Here is a 24,667-nt window from a genome sequence, read left to right on the forward strand (position 1 = left end):
TTTTTATTTTAGAGAGGGTTTATGTCAAGATTATGGGTAACAGGCTATCGTAGCTATGAAATCGGTACATTTGGTGAAAAAGACCCCAAAATTACGGTGGTAAAATACGCCCTGGAACAAGTGATCCGTCAGCAACTCGATCTGGGATTGGAATGGGTGATTACTGGTGGCCAACTGGGGGTGGAACAGTGGAGTGTGGCTGTCGCACTGAGTCTGAAAGCAGAATTTCCCCAATTAAAAGTGGCGATGATGTATCCATTTCAACAATTTGGGCAACAATGGCAAGAAAATAATCAAGCGCAGTTGCGGCAATTAGCAGCACAGTGTGATTTTGTGGATAGCGTTTCGCAAGCGCCATATCAAGGGCCGCAACAATTAAAGAATTACCAAAAATTTATGCTATCGCATACGGATGCCGCGCTGTTAGTTTACGATCCGGATTTTGAAGGTAAAACACGGTATGACTTACAAGCTATTGAGCAGCAACAAGCCACCATGCCATATCCATTAACGACGATTGATATGTATAGCTTGCAAGAATATGCGACCGAATATGAAGAGAAATTGGCCGAAAATCAAGCATTTCCAGAATAGTCATGCAATTTTCTTGTCAATGACGCGTTTTATTGGTAATATAGATTAAGTAAAAAAATAAATGAGGTGTGCACTTGTGGAACAAGTAAAATACACGCAAAAAGACATTTTAGAGCGCGTTTTTAAGCAAAAGCGTATGGGTGTTGGTTATGACCCAGCAGACGTGGACAGTTTCTTGGATGACATCATCAAAGATTACGGTGCCTTCACTGGTCGTATTGAACAGTTGCAAGGTGAAGTTGCCCGTTTGCAAACAGCCTTGAAGGCTTCGCAAGAACAACTTGTCGCATTGAAGCAACAAGCTGCTGTACAACCTGCACAACCGGTTACACCAGAAGCACCTGTCGCTGTTGAAGCAACTGTTGTTGAATCACCAAAGGCTGAACAAGTGGTGACAAACCTTGATTTGATCAAGCGTGTTGCTAACTTGGAACGTGCCGTCTTTGGTCCAGGGGCAGAAAACCTTTAAATCGTCAGAATTACAGACGATTATCATCATGAATGATTATTTTTTTGTAAGCATTGGGTAATTGCGCGTTATATTTCTAACGTGAGGAAGGTCCATGCTCGCACAACCTGTGATGGTTGTAGTGTTTGTGCTGGGATAAAGAATAAACCCAGGGGCAGTAATGTCACGGCGGTCGAACAGGCTAAGGCTTAGGCTATGTCTTAATAGGCTCGAAGGTGCCATAGAAACGTATACGTTAGTGAAAGCTAGCGTTTGAGACGAGGTAAACCCCGCAAGCGGGCAACCCAAACTTTTGGTAGGGGCGGCTAATCTAGCGAACTGAAGCGATGGTTGGTATGGTTTGGCGACAAACTTAGATAGATGATTACCGAAGGTGATATGTACCTGCATATCACTGGAACAAAACATGGCCTATAGATGCTTACATCAGGTGACGTCACATTGTGGCGTCTTTTTTTGTATACAAAAATAGTGGCAATATACAGGATATGGTTGCATATCACTAAAAAATCATTGCATAAAAATTCATATCGGGTTATGATTAGTTACGTTAATTGTTGATGGGAGATTTAAATATGAAATTTAAACAGATGAAGCGGATGCTAATGGTTTTAGTTAGCGTGATGTTGCTGATACCAACGTTGTTGGTCTTTGTGCCAAAAGCGCATGCGGATGACACGGATGCAACTTATGCCAAAATTAAAAAGAACGGTGTCTTAGTTGTCGGGATGTCAGCTGATTATGCACCGTTTGAATTTCACACGACAATCAATGGTCGTGATGAAATTGTCGGTTTTGAAGTTGCCATGGCCAAGCAACTCGCCAAAGATTTAGGCGTTAAGATGCAAATCAAGGAAATGGGCTTTGATGGCTTAATCGGCGCGTTGCAAACGGGTAAGATTGACGTCATTGTTTCTGGTATCAATGCGACGCCAGAACGTGAACAGGTGGTGGCCTTTTCAAAACCTTATATGTCACCAAAACAAACGGTGTTGATTCTCAAGAAAAATGCCCCACAGTTTACGACTGATGTGAGTTCTTTTGCTGGTAAGAAGGTTGGGGCGCAACGCCAGACAACCCAAGAAACATTTGTGCAAGAGAATATGCCAAATTCAAAGTTGGTTAGTTTGCAAAAAGTACCTGATCTCGTGTCACAATTGTCTACAGGTAAGATTGCCGGTATTGTCTTAAATGATCCAATTTCAGAAGCGTATGCGCAGCAAAATAAAGCCTTAGCGGTTATTTATCCAAAACCAAACGAATCTGAAGGGGCGGTTTCTATCGCCATGCCAAAGAATTCGCCAGTTTTGCAAGCCAAAATCAACACTGCAATTGATCAAATGGTCTCTTCTGGTCAACTCAATAAATTCAAAAAAGAAGCTAACACGTTGATGTTTGCCAAGCAATCATTCTGGGCAAAGTATGGTAACTTGTTTGTCAAGGGGACTTTGATCACACTGGCCTTAGCAGCAGTTGCCGTCATTATCGGGGTTGTTTTGGGAACGATTTTAGCACTCTTTAAGTTGTCACCAAACTTTATTTTAAGAGTGATTGGTAATGTTTACGTTGAATATGTTCGTGGGACACCATTGTTGGTCCAAGCGTTCATGGTCTTCTTCGGGACACAAGTGATTGGCTTAAACTTATCAGCATTTGCCGCCGGTTCACTGGCAATGGGCTTGAATTCAGCTGCGTATGTTGCCGAAATTATTCGTTCCGGTATTAACTCGATTGATGGTGGCCAAACAGAAGCCGCAAGGTCGCTTGGTCTGTCAAAGCGCAAAACGATGCGTTTCATCGTCTTACCACAAGCGGTTAAGAATATCTTACCTGCTTTGGGAAACGAGTTTGTCACAGTCATTAAGGAAGGTTCTGTGGTATCCGTCATCGGTGTTGGCGAATTGATGTTCCAAACAGGGGTGGTACAAGGGGCTAGCTTTAAGCCATTCTTCCCACTTTTGATTGCTTCATTCATTTACTTTGTATTAACCTTTACGATTAGTCGTGCTCTAGGTTATGCTGAAAAGCGTATGGCACGTACCAGTCGCTAATGTGCAAAACGGTTTGACAAAATGTCAAACCGTTTTTTGATTGCAAGATAGAAAACGAATATTCAGGTTTTGATGTTATGGAAACGCTTACAAAGCAAACGTTCGTTTATCAAGCTTAAATTAACGGTAACGTTCGTGTATAGCGAACGTTTTTTTTATTTGTGTGAATTTTCTTATTTAAAATCGTACTATTTTGCGCTTTTTTCTGTTAAATTTAAATAGCAGACGAACGAATAATTAATGTTAGATTGAATTATCGTTAAAACACGAACAATGGAGGATATTATGCCACAAGTCGCGGTAGTCATGGGATCAACGAGTGATTGGCCAACAATGAAGCAAACAGTCAAATTATTAGAGATGTTGGGCGTCACCTATGAAAAGCATGTGATTTCAGCCCATCGCATGCCAGAGCAGTTGCAAGCCTTTGGGCAAGCAGCACAAGACAATGGGTTACAAGTGATCATTGCTGGTGCTGGTGGTGCAGCGCATTTACCTGGTATGTTAGCGGCCAATACGTTGGTGCCAGTTATTGGCGTACCGATGCAGTCACGGGCACTCAATGGTTTGGATTCGCTCTTGTCAATTGTGCAAATGCCAGCTGGTATTCCAGTCGCTACAGTGGCCATCGGTGAAGCCGGCGCCAAGAACGCAGCGATTTTAGCAGCGCAAATTGTCGCGCAAGGACAGCCAGCCATTTTGGCTAATTTGGTGGCGTTCCGTGCCAAGCAAACACAACAATCGATTGATAGTGAGGCTGATCTCGTATGACCAATCTTATTTTGCCACCGGCAACCATCGGCATTATTGGCGGTGGGCAACTTGGCCAAATGATGGCACTGGCCGCAAAGACCATGGGCTATAAAGTTGGTGTGCTTGATCCAACGGAGGCTGCACCGGCAGGTCAAGTAGCCGATTTTCAAATCGTGGCCGCCTATGATGATCAAGCAGCAATCGATGAATTAGCTGCCCGCAGTGACGTGTTGACCTACGAATTTGAAAATGTCGACGTGACGGCACTGGCGAAACATGCTGATTTAGTGCCACAAGGGACTAAATTACTAGAAATTACCAGTAATCGTTTAACCGAAAAAACATTTATCCGTGATGTGGCGAAGGTGCCGGTTGCGCAATTTATGGCCATTCATTCCGCCAAAGAATTTGCCGATGCGATTGGTCGGATTACCTTACCAGCCATTTTAAAAACTGTCAGTGGTGGTTATGATGGCCACGGTCAGTGGTCAGTCGAGAATGAAGCAGATGTTGCAACACTACTAGCTGATTTTCCGTCAGGCACGCTGATTTTGGAACAACGCGTCCCATTTAAAAAAGAATTGAGTATCATGGTGACACGTGACGCCAATGATCACGTAGTCTTTTGGCCAATTGCTGAAAACGTCCATGTCAATCATATTTTAAAAACTAGTGCTGTCCCAGCCGTGTTAAGTGCGTCAGATACAGCCAAGATCCAACAAATCGCAACGAGTATCGCCAATAGCTTATCCTTACGTGGGGTATTGGGCATTGAATTGTTTGTCAGTGATGATCATGTTTGGGTCAACGAACTGGCGCCACGCCCGCATAACTCAGGACATTACACCATTGAAGCAACGAATATTTCCCAATTTGAAGGGCATATTCGCAGTATTACTGGCTTATCACTACCAGTGATTACCGCGCAAGCCCCAGCCCTCATGCTTAATCTTTTGGGCGATGAAATCCAGCAAGCACGTGAAGATTTCGTCAATCATCCGGAATGGCATTTCCATGATTATGGCAAGGCAGCGATCAAACGCGATCGTAAAATGGGGCATATTACGGTGATTGGTGATAATAATAGCCAGAAACTATATGAATGGAGTCAGACACATGGCCAGCGTTGAATTTGAAAATCGTGAGATTACACAAGCCACTCTTAAATATACGGGTAAAGCCAAACAGGTTTATACCACCAATGACCCAGAAATTTTATGGGTGCATTATCTTGATCAAGCCACTGCTTTAAACGGTAAAGTCAAGGAAACAATCACTGGTAAAGGGGAGCTTAATAGTGCCATTAGCCAGTTATTATTTGACTATTTAACGCGACATGGGATTGACAATCACTACTTGAAGTCGATTTCAGCCACCGATGAATTGGTGACAGCCTTAGACATTTTGCCGATTGAAGTTGTGACACGTAATTATGCCTCAGGACACTTTGTCAGCAAGTTTGCTGCCACACCGATGCAAACCTTAACGCCTGTGGTGCAAGAATTTTATTTCAAGTCGGATGCGCTTGATGACCCTTTCATGAATGATTCTCAGATTTTGGCGTTGGGTCATGCGACTGCCGCTGAATTAGCCCAATTACGTCAAAAATCACAAGATGTTAACCAGTTACTCAGCGTGCTTTTTGAACAAGTTGGCATTCGCCTGGTTGATTTCAAACTGGAATTTGGCCGTACAGCCGCTGGCAAAATTGTCTTAGCCGATGAATTATCACCCGACAACATGCGTTTAGTGGATATTGCCACTGGTAAGTCATTAGATAAAGATGTTTTCCGGCAACACACAGGTGATGTCACTGTTGGCTATCACGACGTCCTCACACGATTACAGGAAGCGATTTAAGGAGAGAAAAAATGTATTTAGCAAAGATTTATGTAACTTATAAGCCCTCAATTTTGGACCCACAAGGTGAAGTTATCAAGGCAGCCCTCCAACGTATGGATTACGCCGGTGTTGAACAAGTAGCCCAAGGTAAGTATTTTGAAGTGAAGTTGCATGCTAAGGATGTTGATACAGCGACAGCAGAAGTTGAAAGCTTTACAGATGCTTTGTTGATTAATCAAAATACAGAAACGTATCGCTTTGATTTGAGTTTAGTTGAAGATGAGGTGACTGCATGAAGGCCGCAGTAATTAGTTTTCCTGGCTCAAACTGTGATTTTGATATGCTCTATGCTTTACAAGATTTCGGTGTTGATGCGCAAATTATTTCCGCAAAAGCCAATGATTTAACTGGTTTTGATGCCATCTTTTTGCCAGGTGGCTTTTCATATGGCGATTACTTGCGAACTGGGGCGATTGCCCGTTTTTCACCAATTATGAGTGCAGTGACGCAAGCAGCCAATGACGGGAAGTTGATTGTTGGGATTTGCAATGGTTTCCAAATTTTAACTGAGGCTGGTTTGTTGCCAGGTCAATTATTGGTTAATGCTACCCCTGGTTTTATCTGTGATGAAGTGCCACTCAGCATCGCTAATGCACAAACTGCCTTTACAAATGCTTATGATCCAGCAGAAACGATTATGATTCCTATTGCGCATGGTGAAGGCAATTACTATGCCGATGAAGCCACTTTGGCTCTGTTGGAAGAAAATCAACAAGTAGTCTTCCGTTATGTCGAAAATCCTAATGGGTCAGCTAACGATATCGCTGGGATCATGAATGAACAGGGCAATGTCTTTGGCATGATGCCACACCCTGAACGGGCAGTGGATGCTGTGACTGGTAACATTGATGGTCAAAACTTCTTCAAAAGTATTCTTTCTGGTATCTTGGCACGCGCATAGACGAGGTTGAGACAACATCGGGACATGCCGTTTGGCAATTATTGACGTTTTATTGAAAGGCAAAAAAACATGACAACAGTCACAAGTAACGAACTCACACCTGAGCAAGTTCGTGATTCAAAAATTTACACACAGTGGGGACTAACTGAAGCAGAATACGATTTGATCGTTGCTGAACTCAAACGCCTCCCTAACTATACGGAAACGGGTATTTTTTCCGGCATGTGGTCTGAACACGTGTCGTATAAGAAATCAAAGCCAATTTTACGTAAGTTCTGGTCAACAAATGAACGCGTCTTGCAAGGACCAGGTGAAGGGGCAGGTATTTTAGACATTGGTGATGGTCAAGCGGTCGTTTTCAAGGCCGAAAGTCACAATCATCCAAGTTTCGTTGAACCTTATGAAGGGGCGGCAACTGGTGTTGGTGGGATTCTGCGTGATATTTTCTCAATGGGTGCGCAACCCATTGCTGTACTCGATTCACTCCGTTTTGGAGAATTAGACAATGCGCACACGAAGCACATTGTTGATGGTGTGATTGCCGGTATTGCCGGTTATGGGAACGCGATTGGCATTCCAACAGTCGGTGGGGAAATCAGTTTTGACAACGTTTACGCAGGTAATCCTTTAGTCAATGTCATGGCGGTGGGTTTGATGGATCAAGCTGCCATGCAACTCGGTCAAGCCAAAGGTGTCGGTAATGCGATTATCTATGTTGGCGCCAAAACTGGTCGCGATGGGATTAACGGGGCGTCATTTGCCTCAGCAGAGTTCTCAACTGAACACGAATCAGATCGTTCAGCAGTCCAAGTTGGAGATCCTTTCTTGGAAAAGTTGGTCATGGATGCGACATTAAAAGCCGTTCATGAACACTCCGACATTATTGTTGGTATTCAGGACATGGGTGCCGCTGGTCTGCTGTCATCAAGTTCTGAAATGGCCGCTAAAGCTGGCATGGGTATTACGTTGAATTTGAATAAAGTGCCGCAACGTGAAACGCACATGACACCTTATGAACTGATGTTGTCAGAATCACAAGAACGCATGTTGTTGGTGGTTAAGCGCGGTGAAGAACAAGCCATTTTGGATTTGTTCCATGAAGCGGATTTGGATGCCGTGGTGATTGGTGAAGTAACAGACAATGGTCGCTACGTATTGTCATTTAATGATGAAATTGTCGCTGATGTACCGATTGACTTTTTGACACATGCGCCAAAGCAAGATTTGCCAATGGCCGAACCAAAGCGTTTGGCAACCTTTACGGCCGATCAGTATCAACCTGACTTGTCTGATGTCAAACAGACAATCCTTGACCTGTTGGCCCAGCCAACGATTACCTCAAAGGCCAGTCTATTTCGTCATTTTGATTCAATGGTGCGTGCGGATACGGCTATTAAGCCTGGTGGCGATGCCAGCTTGGTGCGCGTGCGTGGCACAAAGAAGGCGCTAGCCATGACGACCGATGTCAATGCACGTTATTTGTACTTAAATCCCCGTGTTGGGGCAAAAATGGCAGTCGCTGAAGCGGCCCGTAACATTGTCGCAACGGGTGCTTTGCCAATTGGAATTACGGATGGCTTGAACTTTGGGTCACCAGATAATCCAGAAGTGTATTATGAATTAGATCAAGCGGTTGCCGGTATTAATGAGGTGGCTAAGCAACTCAACACACCAATTATTTCGGGGAATGTCTCGCTTTATAACGAAACAGATGGTCAAGCCATCTACCCAACGCCAATGATTGGGATGGTTGGGTTACTGGATAACGTTGACCTTGCGACGACGATTGGCTTTAAGCAAGCCGGCGATGTGATTTATGTGATTGGGGCAACACAAGCTAGTTTCAACGGTTCAGAAATCCAAAAAATGCAAACAGGCACGATTGACGGCCAACTCTTTGCATTTGATGATGCAGCAGAAATGGCTGCTCAAACGCTTGTCCGTCAAGCAATTGGGCAACAGTTACTGGCTAGCGCGCATGATTTGGCTGAAGGTGGTTTGATTGTTGGGTTGTTGGAAAGCAGTTTTGCTGGGCAATTGAGCTTCAATGTCAACACAAACTTAGCGACACCATATTTGTTTGCCGAAACACCAAGCCGGTTCGTGGTGAGTGTGGCGGCAGATAAAGTGGCTGCTTTTGAAGCCTTGGCGGGCGATTTAGCCACACGTATTGGTGACGTCACAACCGGCGATGATGTGGTTTTGGCAACAACAACCGACGAAATTGTGTTGTCACGTCAGGCAGCACAAAAGGTTTATCAGGAGAGTATCTCATGGCAATTACAAGCGTAACCGCACAGGAAATGGCCGCTAATTTGGCGCGACAGGCGGAAACAGCACGTGTCAATGTGCGGAGCTTAAACGAAGAATGTGGGATTTTTGGTGTTTGGGGCCGACAAGATGCTGCGCAATTGACTTATTACGGGTTGCACGCCTTGCAACACCGTGGTCAAGAAGGTGCCGGCATCGTGTCCAACCATGATGGACATCTTTGGCAAGAACGCGGCTTAGGCTTGTTGAGTGATGTTTTCCGTGATCCAACGCGGATTGAAGCGTTGGCTGGGGAAAGTGCTATCGGGCATGTCCGTTACGCAACGGCTGGTTCTCACGGGATTGAAAACATTCAACCCTTGATGGTGAATTTTCACGACATGCAAATTTCATTGGCACACAATGGGAATTTGACGAATGCTAAGTCACTCCGTCAAGGGTTGGAGAAAGAGGGCGCTATTTTCCAAAGTTCATCAGATTCAGAAATTTTGTTGCACTTGATTCGCCGCTCAAAGGCGGATAAGTTTGTGGACAAGTTGAAAGAAGCCTTGAACATTGTGCGCGGTGGGTTTGCTTATCTGTTGCTCACACCACATGGCCTATATGCCGCTTTAGATCCGCATGCTTTTCGGCCGTTTGTGATTGGACAAATGCCTGATGGTCATTATGTGGTCACATCGGAGACGGCTGCTTTGGATGTTGCTGGTGCACGCTTTGTCCGTGATGTGCAACCTGGCGAATTGGTTACGATTGATGATAACGGCTTAACGATTGATCGTTACACCGATAAGACGACACTTAATATTGATTCGATGGAATACATTTATTTTGCGCGACCTGACTCAACTATTTACGGCGTCAACGTGCATAAGGCGCGTAAGCGTATGGGCGCGGCTCTTGCTGCAGAACAACCCGTGCCGGAAGCAGATATTGTGGTTGGGGTACCGAACTCAAGCCTTTCAGCAGCGGCTGGTTTTGCGGAAGCAACTGGCTTGCCCAATGAAATGGGTTTGGTAAAAAACCAATATATTGCCCGAACATTTATTGAACCAACTCAGGATAAGCGCGAGCGGGCCGTCCGCATGAAGTTAAGTGCCGTTAAAGATGTTGTTCGTGGCAAAAATGTTGTGCTGGTTGATGATTCAATTGTCCGTGGGACAACCTCAATGTTTATTGTACGGATGTTAAAAGAAGCCGGCGCGAAGTCAGTGCATGTGCGTATTGCTAGCCCAGTCTTTAAATTCCCATCATTTTATGGGATTGATATGCAAACCACCGCAGAATTGATGGGTGCCAATAACACGTTAGATGAAATGCGCGACAAGATTGAGGCGGATTCGCTTGGTTTCTTGACTGTCGATGCTTTAGTCAAGGCGATTGATTTACCCTACGATGGCGAGGGCACTGGTTTGACAACGGCTTATTTTGACGGTCACTACCCAAGTCCAATTTATGATTATGAAGACAGTCTAGCTGACTTTGTGGCAACGGGTGCGGTAGACTTTACTGCTGAACCAACGACCACATACCATCCCCGCCAAGTCGCTTCGTTACGCAACGAAGAAATCATGGCTGATGGGACGATTCATTTAGATTCACAAACAATTCAGGGAGTAGAAGCATGACCGAACAAAACGCTTATCAGCAAGCCGGCGTCGACATTAAAGCCGGTGAAGAAGCCGTCGAATTGATGAAAGATGCGGTCGCTGATACGTATAATGCACAAGTTTTGGATGGCTTAGGCGGCTTTGGGGCAGCTTTTGCTTTAGGTAATCAGTACCAAAACCCTGTCTTGGTATCGGGTGCTGATGGTGTCGGGACAAAGTTGTTACTAGCGATTGCGGCTGATAAACACGATACCATTGGGCAAGATCTTGTGGCGATGGTGGCTAACGATATTTTGGCCCAAGGGGCCAAGCCGGCATTTATGTTGGATTATCTTGCCGTGGATAAGATGCGACCAGCAGTCGTGGCAGAAATTGTCACGGGTGTGGCCAAGGCTGCCAAAGCTTCAGGGATGGCATTAATTGGTGGTGAAAGTGCAGAATTACCAGGACTTTATGCACCTAAGCATTATGATTTGGCGGCATTTGCTGTTGGTGTGGCTGAGCAAGACCAACTCTTAAATCCTCAAAATGTAGCGGCTGGCGATGTTTTGATTGGTTTGCCATCGTCTGGGATTCACTCAAATGGTTACTCATTAGTGCGCCATGTCTTAGGCATTCAATCAGATGATGACTTTAATCAATTACCTGAAGACCTCAAGACAACCTTACTCACACCAACCGCTCTATATGCCAAGCCTGTTTGGCCACTGGTTGAAGCCGGTTTGTTGCAAGCGATGGCACACATTACGGGTGGTGGTTTGACGGAAAACCTACCACGCGCCTATGAGGCCACACTTTCAGCGCAAATCAACTGGGGCTCATGGCCAATCTTGCCAATTTTCAACACGTTACAAGCCGCTGGGCAACTTGCCCTTGACGATATGTTATTGACTTTCAATAATGGGTTGGGCATGGTCTTGATTGTGAAGCCTGCTCATCGTGATGCGGTATTAGCGGCATTGGCTGCGCAAGATCAAGCCGCTTACGTGATCGGTGAAATGGTGCCGTACGCTGGGGCTGGCGTCGTTTATTCAGGAGACGCCCCATGGTAAGAAAAGTACGCTTAGCCGTTTTTGCGTCGGGGACAGGGACTAATTTTCAAGCCTTGTATGATGCCATTTTACAACGGCATTTAGATGCTGAAATTGTGCGGTTAATCGTGGATAAGTCATCAGCTGGGGCCTTAAACTTAGCCAAACTATTCGGTGTGCCGGCGATTTTTATCAAATACTCATCGTATGACTCAAAGCCAGCAGCAGAGCAGGCGATTTTAGACCAACTGGCCGATGATCAAGTTGATGGTATTTTACTGGCTGGCTATATGCGGATTTTGACCCCAAAATTAATTGATGCCTATGCTGGTAAAATTATCAATTTGCATCCAGCCATGTTGCCCGCTTTTCCAGGCCGACACAGTATCTTGGATGCTTTTGAGGCAGGCGTTGACACGACTGGAGTGACCGTTCATTATGTCGATAACGGCATTGATACGGGCCAAATTATTGCCCAACAAGCCGTTCCGCGTTATCCAGAAGATACGTTGTTGGATTTGGAAACACGAATCCACCAGGTCGAACATGTTTTATATCCCAATACTTTAGAACAGTTACTTAACGAAGGAGTTTTCTTAAAATGACACGTGCATTACTCAGTGTTTCTGATAAAAGTGGTTTGGTACCATTTGCTGAAAAGTTGGTTGCCTTAGGCTATGAATTGATTTCAACGGGTGGCACCCATAAAGTGCTTGCCGAAGCAGGACTAGACGTGATTGCCATTGATGACGTCACCGATTTTCCTGAAATGTTAGATGGTCGCGTCAAGACATTGCATCCCCGCGTCCATGCAGGATTATTGGCACGTCGTGATTTGCCAGAACATATGGCCAAGTTAAGTGAATTTGACATTACACCAATTGATATGGTGATCGTAAACTTGTATCCCTTTAAGTCAACGATTCAAAAAGATGGCGTGACAGAGGCTGAAGCCATTGAAAATATCGATATTGGTGGCCCATCAATGTTGCGTTCTGCCGCCAAGAACTTTGCAGCTGTCTTGCCAATTGTTGATCCAGCCGATTATGATGTTGTGATTGACAAGTTGCAAACTGGCACTGTGGATGCGGATTACCGAAAATCATTAGCTGCCAAAGTGTTCCAACATACAGCGGCGTATGATGCCTTAATCGCGGATTATTTGACGACAACAGAATTTCCTCAGAACTTGACTTTGCCATACGACAAGTTTGATGACATGCGTTATGGTGAAAACCCACATCAAAAGGCAGCGGCCTATAAGACAGCTTTGCCAGAAGCTTATTCTGTGCTGAATGCTAACATTTTGCATGGTAAGCAATTGTCATACAACAACATTCGCGATGCTGATGCCGCTTTGCGCATTATTGCTGAATTTGACGAAACAACAGTTGTCACTGTGAAGCACATGAACCCAGCAGGTATCGGGCAAGGGTCAACCTTGGAAGAAGCCTGGGACAAGGCGTTTTCCGCTGATGATGTATCCATTTTTGGTGGGATTGTCGCTTTGAACCGTGAAGTTGATGCCGCAACGGCCGAAAAGATGCACGCGATTTTCTTAGAAATCATTATTGCGCCAAGTTTCACACCGGAAGCCTTTGAAATTTTGTCAGCCAAGAAAAACTTACGTTTGTTGACGGTGCCATTTACAACGACAGTACCACAAAAGTTAGAAGTCACGTCTGTTTTGGGTGGCGTTGTGGTGCAAGAACGTGATTTGTATACGGATGCTGAAACAAACTTTGAAGTTGTGTCAAAGGCCCAACCCACAGCCGAACAACTACGGGCGATGATTTTTGCGCAAAAAGTTGTCAAGCACGTGAAGTCTAACGCGATTATTGTGGCGCGCGATGGTCAAACTTTGGGAATGGGGGCAGGTCAGCCAAATCGTATTGACTCAGTGGTCTATGCGATTCAAAAAGCTGAAACAAAGCCAGGCTTTGATGAAGCAGTCTTGGCATCAGATGCTTTCTTCCCCATGGATGATTCGGTCCAATATGCAGCCGAACATGGGATCAAGGCGATTGTTGAACCAGGTGGTTCAATTAAGGATAAAGATTCGATTGCTAAAGCCGATGAATTGGGCATTGTACTAGTCTTTTCCGGTACACGTCATTTTAAGCATTAAACCTTTTAAGCGTCCTTTGGGGCGTTTTTTTTATGCTATAATGCCAAAAGAGGTACACAGATGACAAGAACAACCCCAGTCGAATTAACGAACATGATTATGATTGAAAATCCACAGACGCATGAAATTTTAGTCGAAGATCGACAAAACCCAACTTGGCCAGGTGTGACTTTTCCTGGTGGTCACATCGAAGCGGGTGAAACAATTGTGGCCAGTGCTATCCGTGAGGTATATGAAGAAACAGGGTTGACGATTTCACAGCCCCAGCTGGTCGGGTTGAAGGAATGGCCTTTACAAGATGGTCAGCGGTACATCGTCTTTTTGTTTAAGGCAACCCAGTTTCAAGGTGACATTAAATCTGGACGTGAAGGTCAAATTTTTTGGACGACGCGTGAAGCGTTAAACGACATGCTGTTACCCCCAACTTTTAAAGAAATGCTGCCCGTCTTTGATGATCCGCAAATTAATGAATTGGCATTGGGGCCAAGGATTGCTGGTGAACGGTCGTTATCATGGTTGTAACCGCATACATCCTTAATGTTCGTTTTGTTTCGTGCTAATCGCCAAAACGTTCGTTATTAACGAACGTTTTTTATATTTGTGAGAAAAAGATAATTTAGACACGAACACAAGCCGATAAAATTCTGCTAAACTAAGTATATAGTTTGATATTTAGTAGTCAGTTTAGAGGATAATATGAAAAAAGTATTAGTAATTGGTTCAGGTGCGCGAGAGCATGCACTTGCTCAGGCCTTTTTGCGGAGTGACCAGGTTGAACAAGTCATTGTTGCGCCTGGTAATGATGGCATGACGGATGACGGCTTGCAGCGCGCAGCCGTCGCCGTCACAGATTTACAAGGCTTGCGTGACTTAGCAGTGGCTGAAGCGGTTGATTTGACCTTTGTTGGGAACGAAGAACCCTTGACACTGGGCGTGGTGGATGCGTTCCGCCAAGCAGGGTTGCAAATTTTTGGCCCAACGCAAGCAGCAGCGCAATTAGAAGGGTCTAAGTCATTCACGAAGCGGATACTTGACCAATACAATATTCCAACGGCGCAATCACGGACGGTGACCAATCACACAGCTGCCCAAGTCGCTGTGACTGAATTTGGATTGCCAATTGTCTTTAAATTAGATGGCTTGGCCTTGGGCAAAGGGGTGACGATTGTCACAACAGCTACCCAAGCAGCGGATTATTTAACTGACCTGTATACACGTCAGCCAGAAGCAAAATTGGTCATTGAAAGTTATCTTGACGGCGTTGAGTTTTCAATTTTTTCATTAGTGGGTCAAGATGGCGTAGTCACGCATGCCCCATTGGCACAAGATCACAAACGCCGCTTTGATCAAGATAAGGGGCCAAATACTGGCGGTATGGGTGCGTATAGTCCAGTGCGTTGGTTGTCTGAAGAAGTTCGACAACAAGCCATTGACACGCTCGTCATGCCAACGATTGCCGCCATGGCAAAAGAGGGCACACCGTTCACCGGTATCTTATATACAGGGGTGATGTTAACGGCTGAAGGACCTAAAGTGATTGAATTTAACGTGCGCTTTGGTGACCCCGAAGCACAAGTTGTGTTGCCACAATACAGGGGTGATTTTTATCAATTAATTGTTGATTTACTCCAAGGTCAGGCAGTTGACCCAGAATGGCAAACAGATGACGTCTATATCGGGGTTGTTTTGGCGGCTGCTGGTTATCCAGAAGCACCTGAAAAAGGGGCTAGTGTCCCAACACCAAGTGATGTGGCACCATTAGAGATTAACTATGCCGGTGTGAAAAATGGGCTTGCCAGCGGTGGCCGAGTAGCGACGGTTGTCGCCCATGCGCAAGATACGCAAACAGCGCAACAAAAAGTGTATGAGACTATTGATCAATTACAATTAACATTACAGTACCGTCATGACATTGCCTATCAGGCTGTCCAACATGAGATGGATAAGATGTGAGAAGTGCAGTTAAACGAGGATAAAGAGATGCAAACAGATATTGAAATTGCCCAAGCCGCAACCGTTAAGCCAATTACAGAGATTGCTGCTGCTGCCGGTTTGGCCAGCCATGAAATTGAACCTTACGGTTTTGATAAAGCCAAAATTAAATTAGATCCAACGATGCCCCGATCAAAGCAGTTGGGCAAACTTATTTTGGTCACATCGATTAACCCAACGCCTGCTGGTGAAGGGAAGTCAACGGTGACGGTTGGCTTGGCAGATGCGTTGGCAATGGCTGGTAAGAAAACCATGATTGCCCTTCGGGAACCCTCACTGGGCCCTGTGATGGGGATGAAAGGTGGTGCGACTGGTGGTGGGATGGCACAAGTCATCCCCATGGCGGATATTAATTTGCATTTTACTGGTGACTTTCATGCGCTCACATCAGCCCATGATACGATTGCTGCCGTATTGGATAATAGTTTACAACAAGGTAATCCGTTAAATATTGATCCGCGTCGTATTATTTGGAAGCGCGTGTTAGATATTAATGATCGTGCGTTGCGCCATATCACCATTGGGATGGGCGGACCGACTTCTGGCGTACCGCGAGAAGATGGGTTTGACATTACAGTTGCCTCAGAGTTGATGGCCATTTTGACCTTATCAACTGATTTAATGGATTTGAAAGCTCGTGTGGCGCGCATTGTGGTTGGTTATACCTACGACAAAGAACCCGTGACGGTAGCAGATTTGGGTATTGCCGGTGCGATTGCGGTTTTGTTGAAAGATGCCATTAAGCCTAACTTAGTCCAGACGTTAGCACATACACCAGCCATCATTCACGGTGGCCCGTTTGCCAATATTGCCCAAGGGACAAATTCTATTTTGGCAACTAAAACGGCGTTGCAATTAGCAGATTATGCGGTGACTGAAGGAGGCTTTGGCGCTGACCTTGGTGGTGAAAAGTTCTTGGATGTGAAGGTGCCATTATTGGGCAAGACACCAGATGCGATTGTTGTCGTGGCGACGGTTCGCGCCTTGAAGCATCATGGCGGTGTGGCTTTAGCTGATTTAGATGCTGAAAATATACCAGCACTGACTGCCGGGCTTGAAAACTTGGGGCAACACTTGATGGCTATGGGCCGTTACGGTGTGCCCGTGGTGGTGGCCATTAATCGTTTTACTGCCGATACCGAAGCAGAAATTCAAACCATTAAAGCTTATACTGAACAATTTGGGGCAACAGCGTACACCACCGAAGTTTGGGCCAAAGGTGGTGCTGGGGCGCAAGAACTCGCTGCTGCTGTGATTGAAGTGGCTGATCAAGAAGCCGACTTTACGCCACTCTATCAACCTGACGATGACGCACTGACGAAGCTCAACGCCATCGTGACCACGATTTATGGGGGTGCAGGGGTTGAATTATCTGCCACAGCGCAAAAACAACTCGCAGAATTTAAGCAACGTGGTTGGGATAAATTACCCATTATCATGGCTAAAACACAATATTCTTTCTCTGACGATCCCAAAAAACTCGGGGCGCCAAAAGATTTTGTGATTCACATTCGTGAGTTTGTGCCGAAATTAGGTGCCGGCTTCTTAGTTGCGATGACGGGAACAATTTTGACAATGCCGGGCTTACCAAAACACCCAGCAGCATTCGACATTGATATTGACGAGACTGGTAAAATAACTGGACTCTTTTAAATAGCGGCGTTAGCAGGTTACTGCTAACGTTTTTGGCGATGCATTAAAGAAAGCGAAGGATACGCCATGGCACAGCTTGAAGTGAATTATTACTCACAAGTATTAGGAATGGATCGCGTGATGCAAGTGATTTTACCAGAACTATCTGATCACATGCCGGCATGGACAGCAGCTGACCTGCAAGATATTCCTGTTTTGTATTTATTGCATGGCATGTCGGGCGATCAAGCGGTCTGGTCACGGCGGACAAGTATTGAACGTCTCGTGCGACAAACGCCGTTAGCCATTGTCATGCCGTCGACTGATTTAGCTTGGTATACCAATACACAATATGGGATGGCTTATTTTGATGCGTTGTGCCATGAGTTACCGCAAAAAGTGGCAACATTGTTCCCACAAATTTCACAAAAACGTGAGAAAAATTTTGTGGCTGGTTTGTCAATGGGTGGGTACGGGGCCTTTAAAATGGCCTTGGCTAGCAACCAGTTTAGTTATGCTGCCTCACTTTCTGGCGCGCTACTGGGCGATCCAAATTTTCCTGGACGCACAACTTGGCAAAGTCCGGCCTACTGGGCCGGTATCTTTGGCGATATGGATCAGTTACAAGGTTCAGAAAATGATGTTATCGCGCTTGCCAAAACACAAGTCCAAACGCAACCTGTACGCCCGAAACTTTACGCCTGGATTGGGGAGCAGGACTATTTATATCACAATAATTTAACCACTATCCCACAAATTCAGGCCTTAGGCTATGACGTGACGTTTGAAACAAGTCCCGGCACTCATGATTGGTATTATTGGGATCAACATATCGAACGCGTCCTCGAATGGCTGCCAATTAACTATCAACCAGAAGAACGGTTGTCTTAAGCATGAACGCTTAAAGTCCGTGTTTTTTTATTTAATTCATATTATATTTTATAATTGTACGTCATTTGTTTACAAAAAAAAGAAATGTATGATTAAATGATAAGATAAATCGTGAGGAGACGAATAAATGGAAAATAAATGGCTGCGGGCGGCATTGCCAGCGTTATTGATTCATGGCAGTATTGGAACGGTCTATGCTTGGAGTGTGTTTAAGCAGGCGATTGCCGATGATATCGGGGCATCGGTGGCTAACGTGGAGTGGGCCTTTTCAATTGCAATCTTATTTTTAGGGTTATCGGCAGCAGCTTTAGGTCACTTTGTGGAACAAGATATTAAGAAATCCGCCATCTTGGCGACGATTTTTTTTGTGACGGGGATGATCGGCACTGGCATCAGCATTCAACAAAAATCATTACTCGGAATTTATCTCTTTTATGGTGTGGTCATGGGCATTGGGTTAGGGATTGGTTATTTAACACCAGTCAAAAATTTGATGTTATGGTTTAAAGAAAATAAGGGCTTGGGAACGGGCTTGGCAGTAGCGGGTTTTGGCTTAGCCAAGATGATTTTTTCACCCGTGATGATCGAACTACAACTACGGATTGGCCTCTGGCAAATGTTTGTCATTTTGGGTGGCGTGTTTGCCGTGATGATGCTGGCAGGGGCTTGGTTGATTCGTAAGCCGGCTGATTGGCAAGAAAAGCCCCTCAAGCAGCCTTTTAATCCCCTGGTATTGCTCAAAAATGGTAACTTTATGGGGATTTGGTTGATGTTTTATTTAAACATTACTGCCGGTCTAGCCATTATCTCCCAAGAAAAAGATATTTTAGCTGGGTTACGTACCCCGTCGGGGACGGCGGCCTTTTCGCTGGCAGCAATTGCGGTGGTAGTGAGTGTGGATGCCTTTTTTAACGCCGCTGGGCGCATTGGGTTGGCGAGCTTCTCAGACCGCTTACAAGACCGCAATACGATTTATCAAGTGATTTTCATCCTGTCATTGGTGATGGCGTTATTAGCCTTTTTCTTACCGGATCAGAGTGCGGTGATGCCGGTTGTGATTGTGGCAACATTTTTTGTGATTAATGCCGGTTATGGTGGTGGTTTTTCAGCCTTACCACCTTTGTTAGCAGATCGATTTGGTATGCATGCGATTTCAAAAATTCACGGCCTAGCGTTAACGGCTTGGGCAGCAGCCGGTTTATCGGGAAATCAACTAGCGAGTTTGATTGTGCATGGTTTGGGGATGCCGTATCAAAATGTCTTTATCGCGATTGCGATTTTGTATGCGGTGGCTTTGGGGATTGCCACGTTTGTGGTGAAACCAACGCAAACCATTATCGAGTAAAACGCTTACAATCCTAACGTTCGTTTTGTCTTAGATAAACGACGTGATTGTTCGTATTTTACTAACTGTTCGTTAACTTTGTGAGATAAACCTCATAAAATAACGAACGCAACTCGTGTTTTACCTGTTACAATTGAATTGAAAGCTAGAACACTAATGAAGTAGAGGAATCTTAAACATGATTGAACGTTATTCTCGTCAAGCGCTTCGTGATATTTGGTCAATCCAAAACCAATATCAAACTTGGCTCGATGTTGAAATTGCTGTGGATGCCGGCTGGGTCGCTGCAGGGCACATTCCTGCAGAAGATTTGGAAAAAATCCGCCAAAACGCCACTTTTGACGTTGACCGCATTGCAGAGATTGAGTTATCAACGCGCCATGATGTTGTGGCATTTACGCGTAACGTGTCAGAATCACTTGGCGAAGAACGTAAGTGGATTCACTATGGCTTAACGTCAACTGATGTTGTTGATACAGCGCAAGCATTACGTTTGCGCCAAGCCAACGATATTATTAAGCAAGATTTGCAAGAATGGCGCGAAGCCATTAAAGATTTGGCCTTGAAGTATAAAGACACTGTCATGATGGGACGCACGCACGGTGTTCATGCCGAACCAACCACTTTTGGGTTGAAGATGGCGCGTTTCTATGCGTCAGCAACACGCGCGATTGAACGTTTTGATCGCGTGGCTGCTGAAGTCGAAACAGGTAAGTTATCTGGTGCCGTAGGAACGTTTGCCAATGTGCCACCTTATGTTGAAGCTGTGGCCATGAAGGAATTGGGCTTGACGCCACAACCAATTGGGTCACAAGTGTTGCCACGTGATTTGCATGCTGATTACGTGCAAACAATTGCGTTGATTGGAACACAAATGGAAGAATTGGCAACGGAAATTCGCTCATTGCAACGCTCAGAAATCCATGAAGTTGAAGAAGGTTTTGCTAAAGGGCAAAAGGGTTCTTCAGCAATGCCACACAAGCGTAACCCAATTGGTAATGAAAATATTACTGGTTTGGCACGTGTCTTGCGTGGCTATGCCGTAACAGCACTTGAAGATGTGACATTGTGGCATGAACGCGATATCTCACATTCTTCAGCCGAACGCATTATTTTGCCTGATGCGACGACAACCCTTGATTACATGTTGAATCGTCAAACAGGTATTTTGAAGAATTTGGGTGTCTTCCCTGAAACAATGCGTCACAATATGGATCGCACTTATGGTTTGATTTATTCACAACGTTTGTTGTTGAGCTTAATTGACGCCGGCTTATCACGTGAACAAGCCTATGATACGGTGCAACCATTGACAGCACGTTCATGGGATGAACAATTGATGTTCCGTGACTTGGTTGACGCGGACCCAACAATCACTGCCCATTTGACTAAAGAACAAATTGATGACGCGTTTGATTATCACTATCACTTGCGTCATGTTGATGAAATTTTTATGAGAGTAGGTTTGGCATGACATCACTAATTAACCATCCAGCAATTAAGACAGTTTTAGCAACAGAAACAGATATTCAAGCACAAGTGCAACGTGTGGCGAATGAACTTACCAGTAAATTTGCGCATAATGACAAGCGGCCAGTTTTTATTGCAGTCCTCAAGGGCGGGGTGATTTTTGCCACGGATTTACTCCGGAAAATGCCACTGGATGTTGACTTTGACTTTGTCGATGTCAAAAGTTATTCAGGCGCTGCTTCAACTGGTCAAGTTAAAGTGGTCCATGACGTGAGCATGGATTTAACAGGACGTGATGTCGTGATTGTCGATGAAATTATTGATTCTGGTCGGACAATGCAATGGTTGCAAAACTATTTTGAACTCAAAGGGGCAGCCAGTGTCACGACAGTGGCTTTAGCTGATAAAAAGGCTGCTCGGGTGGTTGACTTTGACGTTGATTACTTTGGCCTTGATGTGCCCGATGAATTCTTAGTTGGCTATGGTATGGATTACAATAATTTCTTCCGTAATTTACCGGTTATTGCCATTATTGATTTTGATAAAATTGATTTGATTAAGTAACCAAACTAAAAACGCAACGCCTTAAGGCGTTGCGTTTTTAGTTTGGTTGATAAAGTTTTGTAGATTTGGGGCATACAACCGCGGTTTTGATTGTAACTCTGAGATGTGACGTGCACCAAGTAGGGTCATGAGGCGTGGTAAAGCACGTTGCCATGAGATAATTTCATCAACGAGGCCGGCTTCGCCATGCGTCATTAAAGTGTTGAGCATGTAACCTGCACTGGACGTCATTGTTGCGCCTAGCATGAGACTTGTCATGATGTCATTAGCCGACGCGATGCCACCAGTGGCAATCACCGGCAGCGTGTTCTGCGCCAATTGTGCTGATAGTAAACTTTCAACGGTTGATAAACCAAACTGATCAATATTAAAATTGTCGGCTTGACGATTACGCCGTCGTTCAATCACTGCAAAGTTTGTGCCATTGGCCCCACCAACATTAATAGCAGCAGGTTGTAACTGCTTTAAGGTGTCAAAAGCACTTTGACTCATGCCAAAACCAACTTCTTTGATAATGACCGGTACCGGCGACTTTGCAATGACAGTTGCTAAGTTATCAAGCCAATAAAAAGCACGATCACCTTCAGCCATCACTAATTCCTGTGCCACATTGACATGTAATTCGATGGCATTGGCATCGATCATGTCAATGGCGTCACGAACATGGGCAATTGGATGATCAGCGCCTAGATTCGCGATTAAAAAGCCATCAGGATGCATTTCGCGGGCAATTTTAAAGGTTTGTGCGGCTTCCGGTTCTTTGAGTGCAATCGATTGTGAGCCAACGGCCATCGCTAAACCAGTTTTTTGAGCAACGCTTGCGAGTTGACCATTGATGCGGCCGGTCAGACTTGAGCCACCCGTCATCGCTTCAATATAAAAAGGCCAGTCAAACGTATGATTAAACAATGTTGTGTGAACATCCGCTTCGGCGACCGCCATTTCAGGGAAAGTGGCTGGTAACCAGCGGACATCGGCAAAAGTTGCGCCAATGGGGTTATTTTCTTGTTGCCGCCACAGTTTGACACCAAGTGATAGGTGTTCATCTTTGCGATGGGCTTGTGCAGATTCAGTCATAGTGCACCTCGTTTTCGGGAAAAATCGTCATAAATAGGGGATCAATACCGCCCGCTTGCCAAACTTTGATGAGTGCCGCTGCATCATCAGTGACCACGGCAAAACCATTATCGCCATAACCGGCACCACTAATTTTTCCGGCAACTTGGTTTAAGCTGGCGAGGAAATGGGCAAGTTTTGGCGTCACATAACCTGCTGGCAAGTGTTTTTGCAGTAAGTTTTGATTTGCTTGGAATGCCTGAACTAATTGGGAATAGTTATGCGTCGTTAAGGCTTGAATAACACGTGAGACGGCTTGTTGACTCTGCGTCAAGAAAGTAGCGCTAAGGTCGAGCTGATGAATGGCTGATTTGGTATCAGCTGATTCATGGGTAGCGCCGAGTAATAAGCGCCAGTGGTTTGGCCAAGGTAAGGGGGTAATGTTGAGGGCTGGCCAGTCGCGTGTAATCGCTCCCGGCGTTGGCCACTGTTGTGCCGTATCGATCACTTGGGCTAAATCCGGACTTTGATACGCAATCACGCCACCGTATGTAATGGCGGCAATGTCGCCAAGGGAGCCATTTTTTTGCACGAAATAATGAGCCAAACCAGCCAGCTTAAAGCGAGTTAGGCGTGGCAAATGCAGTGAAAAATGGGCATCAAGGGCGGCAATAATCCCAACAACGACGGCTGCGGAAGAGCCGAGCCCCAGTTTGCCATATGGTCCGTTTAAATCACTTTCGATGGTGATGTTAACGTCTGATAGCGTTGGTAAAGTTGTTTCAAATTGGGTATAGTCTTGAAGCATTTTAATGGCGGCTTGCACATAACGCCAGTGATCTTGCCCAACGGTGATCGGCTCCGCCATGTTAAAATGCCAAGCTGTCGCAATACTATTAGACGTGACGGATGAGGTAGGGGCATCGGTTACGGTTAAGTTTAGCCCCATCGCTGTGGCAGCGATAACTGCGGTATGGCCAGGTGCCGTAATGGCATATTCGCCAGCTAAAAAGAGTTTACCGGGAACTGAGCATTTAGTTATCATAATGAATACCTGCACCGCTAGTGGTGATTTCAAGATGGAGATCAGGCATAGCGGCTTGTAACTGTGACACAATCAGTGGTGCGTGTGCTTGCGTGGTGATGATTTTAACATTTGGACCGGCATCAAGCGTTGCAAAAGCTAGTAACCCTTGACGGCGCATGTCAGCGACCAAGGTCAAAATGTCGGTTGTGTCATTGGTAAAATAAGTGAATGGTTCCAGGCGGGCTGTTCGGTTCAAATCATGCATCGCTAAGGCATTGGCTTCGGCAATCGTGCCGATTTTTTCAATGTCACTGGCTTGAATTGCGGCTTGCATATCACGTAATTGGGCCGCACTATTTTTAACCCAAGTCGCATAATCAGGCGATGTTGCCGCGCGCCGCATCCCTTCAGTCGACCCCACCTTTTTCATGGCCGTTGAGACTTCCGCGACCACTAAGGCAATGGGCATGTCGGGGGCATGCAAACTTTCGGCAAATGATGAGGCATCATCATGACCTTCATGCCAAATGGCAAAATGACCATAAAACGAGCGTGAAGCGGAACCAGAACCCCGACGGGCTAAACGCGATAATGTCATGTTATCGAGATCGAGTCCCAATTCGCGCGTTACTGCGCCAGTTAAAGCCGCAAAAGCTGAGGCAGAGGACGCGAGTCCTGCACCGGTTGGCACGTGATTTTCTGATGCAACAGTCAGTGGGGCAAAGTCACCCAAAGTATCGCGTAGCATATCTAAGAAGCGGTGGATACGTTGGCTATCAAAAGGTTGCCCGTTGATCAGTAATTCATCAGCTGAAGCATTTTGGCTTACGGTCGTGCGTGTATAAAATTCATTGAGCGTTAGTGAAATTGAGCTCGTGGTTGGTAGATTTAAAATAGGATCTTTTTTCCCCCAATATTTAATGAGGGCAATGTTGGTATGGGCAGTTGCTGTGGTTGTCATAAACGTTCTTTCTATCAAAAAT

23 protein-coding genes and 1 other RNA gene are annotated in these 24,667 nt (G+C 45.3%); 21 read left to right on the forward strand and 3 right to left on the reverse strand.

Annotated features, from left to right (window positions below):
- The first annotated feature begins 21 nt into the window (after positions 1-21).
- From FGL80_RS05620 to hpt, 21 genes are all read left to right on the forward strand, one after another.
- Positions 22-594: an SLOG family protein gene (locus FGL80_RS05620; protein WP_029509183.1), complete on the forward strand. Its 573-nt coding sequence runs from the start codon at positions 22-24 to the stop codon at positions 592-594.
- A 76-nt stretch (positions 595-670) separates the two neighbouring features.
- Positions 671-1,063: a cell division regulator GpsB gene (locus tag FGL80_RS05625; RefSeq protein WP_055308082.1), complete on the forward strand. Its 393-nt coding sequence runs from the start codon at positions 671-673 to the stop codon at positions 1,061-1,063.
- 49 nt (positions 1,064-1,112) lie between these two features.
- Positions 1,113-1,482: RNase P RNA component class B (gene rnpB, locus FGL80_RS05630), an RNA gene on the forward strand.
- Positions 1,483-1,638: 156 nt separating this feature from the next.
- A complete protein-coding gene (locus FGL80_RS05635) occupies positions 1,639-3,114 on the forward strand; it encodes an ABC transporter substrate-binding protein/permease (RefSeq protein WP_055308081.1) in 1,476 nt (491 codons plus the stop codon).
- A gap of 285 nt (positions 3,115-3,399) precedes the next feature.
- Positions 3,400-3,885 carry a 5-(carboxyamino)imidazole ribonucleotide mutase gene (purE, locus tag FGL80_RS05640; protein ID WP_055308080.1) on the forward strand — a complete coding sequence of 162 codons (486 nt, stop codon included), beginning with the start codon at positions 3,400-3,402 and terminating at the stop codon, positions 3,883-3,885.
- Positions 3,882-4,997 carry a 5-(carboxyamino)imidazole ribonucleotide synthase gene (gene purK, locus FGL80_RS05645; protein WP_055308079.1) on the forward strand — a complete coding sequence of 372 codons (1,116 nt, stop codon included), beginning with the start codon at positions 3,882-3,884 and terminating at the stop codon, positions 4,995-4,997. The genes purE and purK overlap by 4 nt, the downstream gene beginning before the upstream one ends.
- The gene (locus tag FGL80_RS05650; protein ID WP_055308078.1) at positions 4,984-5,727 is read left to right on the forward strand and encodes a phosphoribosylaminoimidazolesuccinocarboxamide synthase; all 744 of its coding nucleotides are present in this window, start codon (positions 4,984-4,986) and stop codon (positions 5,725-5,727) included. Before purK ends, FGL80_RS05650 begins: the two co-directional genes overlap by 14 nt.
- A gap of 11 nt (positions 5,728-5,738) precedes the next feature.
- Complete coding sequence (gene purS, locus FGL80_RS05655; protein ID WP_010006383.1) at positions 5,739-6,005, forward strand: phosphoribosylformylglycinamidine synthase subunit PurS; 267 nt, start codon at positions 5,739-5,741, stop codon at positions 6,003-6,005.
- Positions 6,002-6,670, forward strand: a complete 669-nt coding sequence (purQ, locus tag FGL80_RS05660) for a phosphoribosylformylglycinamidine synthase subunit PurQ (protein ID WP_010000306.1) — start codon at positions 6,002-6,004, stop codon at positions 6,668-6,670. Before purS ends, purQ begins: the two co-directional genes overlap by 4 nt.
- A gap of 69 nt (positions 6,671-6,739) precedes the next feature.
- On the forward strand, positions 6,740-8,962 hold the full coding sequence (gene purL / locus FGL80_RS05665) for a phosphoribosylformylglycinamidine synthase subunit PurL (protein WP_147001847.1): 2,223 nt from the start codon (positions 6,740-6,742) through the stop codon (positions 8,960-8,962).
- Positions 8,944-10,566: an amidophosphoribosyltransferase gene (gene purF, locus FGL80_RS05670; protein WP_055308076.1), complete on the forward strand. Its 1,623-nt coding sequence runs from the start codon at positions 8,944-8,946 to the stop codon at positions 10,564-10,566. Before purL ends, purF begins: the two co-directional genes overlap by 19 nt.
- Entirely contained in the window at positions 10,563-11,600 is a 1,038-nt protein-coding gene (purM, locus tag FGL80_RS05675) for a phosphoribosylformylglycinamidine cyclo-ligase (RefSeq protein WP_055308075.1), read from the forward strand. The genes purF and purM overlap by 4 nt, the downstream gene beginning before the upstream one ends.
- Positions 11,594-12,184 carry a phosphoribosylglycinamide formyltransferase gene (gene purN / locus FGL80_RS05680; protein WP_055308074.1) on the forward strand — a complete coding sequence of 197 codons (591 nt, stop codon included), beginning with the start codon at positions 11,594-11,596 and terminating at the stop codon, positions 12,182-12,184. The genes purM and purN overlap by 7 nt, the downstream gene beginning before the upstream one ends.
- On the forward strand, positions 12,181-13,707 hold the full coding sequence (gene purH / locus FGL80_RS05685) for a bifunctional phosphoribosylaminoimidazolecarboxamide formyltransferase/IMP cyclohydrolase (RefSeq protein ID WP_055308073.1): 1,527 nt from the start codon (positions 12,181-12,183) through the stop codon (positions 13,705-13,707). The genes purN and purH overlap by 4 nt, the downstream gene beginning before the upstream one ends.
- Positions 13,708-13,767: 60 nt before the next feature.
- Complete coding sequence (locus FGL80_RS05690) at positions 13,768-14,229, forward strand: 8-oxo-dGTP diphosphatase (protein ID WP_055308072.1); 462 nt, start codon at positions 13,768-13,770, stop codon at positions 14,227-14,229.
- A gap of 174 nt (positions 14,230-14,403) precedes the next feature.
- Positions 14,404-15,660 carry a phosphoribosylamine--glycine ligase gene (gene purD, locus FGL80_RS05695; RefSeq protein ID WP_055308071.1) on the forward strand — a complete coding sequence of 419 codons (1,257 nt, stop codon included), beginning with the start codon at positions 14,404-14,406 and terminating at the stop codon, positions 15,658-15,660.
- A gap of 27 nt (positions 15,661-15,687) precedes the next feature.
- Complete coding sequence (locus tag FGL80_RS05700) at positions 15,688-17,352, forward strand: formate--tetrahydrofolate ligase (protein WP_055308070.1); 1,665 nt, start codon at positions 15,688-15,690, stop codon at positions 17,350-17,352.
- A gap of 66 nt (positions 17,353-17,418) precedes the next feature.
- A complete protein-coding gene (locus FGL80_RS05705) occupies positions 17,419-18,222 on the forward strand; it encodes an alpha/beta hydrolase (RefSeq protein ID WP_055308069.1) in 804 nt (267 codons plus the stop codon).
- Positions 18,223-18,349: 127 nt separating this feature from the next.
- Entirely contained in the window at positions 18,350-19,567 is a 1,218-nt protein-coding gene (locus tag FGL80_RS05710; RefSeq protein WP_147001848.1) for an OFA family MFS transporter, read from the forward strand.
- A 178-nt stretch (positions 19,568-19,745) separates the two neighbouring features.
- The gene (gene purB, locus FGL80_RS05715; RefSeq protein WP_055308067.1) at positions 19,746-21,041 is read left to right on the forward strand and encodes an adenylosuccinate lyase; all 1,296 of its coding nucleotides are present in this window, start codon (positions 19,746-19,748) and stop codon (positions 21,039-21,041) included.
- Positions 21,038-21,601, forward strand: a complete 564-nt coding sequence (hpt, locus tag FGL80_RS05720; RefSeq protein ID WP_010000290.1) for a hypoxanthine phosphoribosyltransferase — start codon at positions 21,038-21,040, stop codon at positions 21,599-21,601. The genes purB and hpt overlap by 4 nt, the downstream gene beginning before the upstream one ends.
- Positions 21,602-21,622: 21 nt before the next feature.
- Here hpt and fni read toward each other — a convergent pair whose 3' ends face one another.
- The 3 genes from fni to mvaD are packed head-to-tail and all read right to left on the reverse strand — an operon-like array spanning position 21,623 to position 24,645.
- Positions 21,623-22,678 (reverse strand): type 2 isopentenyl-diphosphate Delta-isomerase, encoded by a 1,056-nt coding sequence (gene fni, locus FGL80_RS05725; RefSeq protein ID WP_055308066.1) that lies wholly within the window; start codon positions 22,676-22,678, stop codon positions 21,623-21,625.
- Entirely contained in the window at positions 22,671-23,699 is a 1,029-nt protein-coding gene (locus FGL80_RS05730) for a phosphomevalonate kinase (protein ID WP_055308127.1), read from the reverse strand. Before FGL80_RS05730 ends, fni begins: the two co-directional genes overlap by 8 nt.
- Positions 23,692-24,645, reverse strand: a complete 954-nt coding sequence (gene mvaD, locus FGL80_RS05735) for a diphosphomevalonate decarboxylase (RefSeq protein ID WP_147001849.1) — start codon at positions 24,643-24,645, stop codon at positions 23,692-23,694. Before mvaD ends, FGL80_RS05730 begins: the two co-directional genes overlap by 8 nt.
- Between the last annotated feature and the right edge of the window lie 22 nt (positions 24,646-24,667).

This window comes from Leuconostoc lactis (genome assembly GCF_007954625.1).
Lineage (GTDB): Bacteria > Bacillota > Bacilli > Lactobacillales > Lactobacillaceae > Leuconostoc > Leuconostoc lactis_A.